The organism is Aureimonas ureilytica, assembly GCF_001475935.1.
GTDB classification, from domain to species: Bacteria; Pseudomonadota; Alphaproteobacteria; order Rhizobiales; family Rhizobiaceae; genus Aureimonas; species Aureimonas ureilytica_A.
Map to the genome: position 1 here is coordinate 1 of NZ_LDQA01000164.1, position 662 is coordinate 662.

The 662-nt window shown below is 66.3% G+C and carries 2 protein-coding genes; both read right to left on the bottom strand.

The genetic code is table 11. The features are described 5' to 3' along the window. Nucleotides 1-26: 26 nt before the first annotated feature. A complete protein-coding gene (locus tag NS365_RS23270; RefSeq protein WP_058602634.1) occupies nt 27-236 on the bottom strand; it encodes a SlyX family protein in 210 nt (69 codons plus the stop codon). Then, nucleotides 233-662 (bottom strand): acyl-CoA thioesterase (locus NS365_RS23275; RefSeq protein WP_206612172.1); only part of this gene is annotated, 430 nt, incomplete at its 5' end. The genes NS365_RS23270 and NS365_RS23275, both read right to left, overlap by 4 nt.

A 662-nucleotide genomic window follows, 5' to 3' on the forward strand; every position in this document is an offset into this window, starting at 1 on the left:
CCTGCCCTGACGGGCTCGCGCGGTCCTCAATAATGCGGCGGCTTGGTTATCTCGGGCCGGGGCGTCGCAACCTCTTCCAGCGCCAGGAAGCGCTCGGCCAGCGCCTTCATCGTCTTGCGGAGCCGGTCGAGCTCCGCGCCCTGCCGCGCCATCTCGCCGGACAACTCCTCGATCGTGCGGTTCTGATGGGCGATCTGAATTTCCAGCTCGACCAGCCGCTCCTCCGATCCGCTCATCGCACGATCCTTTCCAGAACCGTCCGCAACTGGTCGGGCAGGGGCGTGGGGCGGCGCGTCGCCGCGCTTACATGCACATGGACGAAGATGCCTTCGGCGGACGCCACGTCCTCGTCATTGCGAAACAGCGCGATGTCATAGGCGATGGACGAGGTGCCGAGCCGCGAGATCGCAAGGCCCACCGTCACCTGATCGGGGAAGCCGATTTCCGAAAGATAGCGGCAGCCCGTTTCGGCGACGAAAAGCAGCGTCTCGCCGGGCGTCGTCGGCAGGCCCTGCTGTAGGAGCCAGGTCGTCACCGCCGTGTCGAAGAAGGTGTAATAAGCCGCGTTGTTCATATGCCCGTAGGCGTCATTGTCCGACCAGCGGGTCGTAACGGGCACGAAGGCGCCGAAGTCCGCGCGGCGGCGGGGCTGGGGGCGGGAC